This window comes from Shewanella sp. SG41-4, assembly GCF_014164505.1.
In the GTDB taxonomy this organism is placed as follows: Bacteria; Pseudomonadota; Gammaproteobacteria; order Enterobacterales; family Shewanellaceae; genus Shewanella.
In genome coordinates, this window is record NZ_JACJFI010000674.1 from 1 (window position 1) to 1,053 (window position 1,053).

Sequence of the window (1,053 nt, forward strand, 5' to 3'; positions counted from 1 at the left end):
CGTTGCGCCTATTTGGTCCATGCTAAATTCATAACCTATCGTTAGATGTGGTGCTAAATTGAAACGATTTTCAGGTGTCAGGACTTTGTCTTTGTGTTCTAACAGGATAGCTCGTCCAAGTGCTGTTAATTTAAGACTGGAGATGGATAGGTATGGTGTTGTCAATGCTTCACATTGATTTAACTTATCAGAATGTTGAATCATAATATTGGCTAGTTCGTTTGTAGATGATGGATCACCGTCAACTGTTTTCTGTTTAATATAGGTGGGTGTAACTTCGGATAATACGCTGACGAAGCATTTACAGAATTGATGACCGTCTGCATATTTTATTGAACAAGCTAAACGGTTTACGTTATCAAACATGTTATTGGTATGCGAAGATACCGTTTTATTATTGGTTGCAGAACAACCAAGTAAAACTAACAGTGGAATTAAATAAAGGAGTCGTAGCATTAAGAAAAACCTTCAAAGTTGACAGTAAAAATAATGAGTATGTAAATCACGGCCAACAAAAAGCCCCGCATAAATGCGAGGCCTTTAAGCTAGCTAGTTCTACCAAGTATTAAATAATACCTTGTAGATTACTTAGCGTTCATTAACGCAACTGCGTTGTCTAACATGCGGTTACTGAAACCCCATTCGTTATCATACCAAGACATCACTTTCACTAAACGACCTTTAACACGTGTTTGTGTTGCGTCGAAATTAGAAGAGAAAGGATTATGGTTAAAATCTATAGACACCAATGGTTCTTCATTAATCGCTAATACTTCAGACATTGGAGACTGTAGTGAAGCACGAGTGATGATGGCATTAACTTCTTCAACAGTAGTGTCGCGAGCCGCTAAGAATGTTAAGTCAACTAAAGACACGTTAATAGTTGGTACACGTACCGCTAAACCATCAAACTTGCCTTGAAGCTCAGGAACCACTAAACCTACTGCAGCAGCTGCACCGGTTTGGGTTGGGATCATAGACATTGCCGCAGCACGAGCACGACGTAAATCAGTGTGGTACACATCAGATAAACGTTGATCGTTAGTATAAGAG

The 1,053-nt window shown here is 39.0% G+C and carries 1 protein-coding gene and 1 pseudogene; both read right to left on the bottom strand.

The annotated features are described in order from the left end of the window. Window positions 1-456, bottom strand: a 456-nt coding sequence (locus tag H5202_RS23180) for a hypothetical protein (RefSeq protein ID WP_182774074.1), incomplete at its 3' end; no start/stop codon positions are given. A gap of 128 nt (window positions 457-584) precedes the next feature. Then, window positions 585-1,053 (bottom strand): annotated as a pseudogene (locus H5202_RS23185) (erythrose-4-phosphate dehydrogenase); the annotation flags it as partial.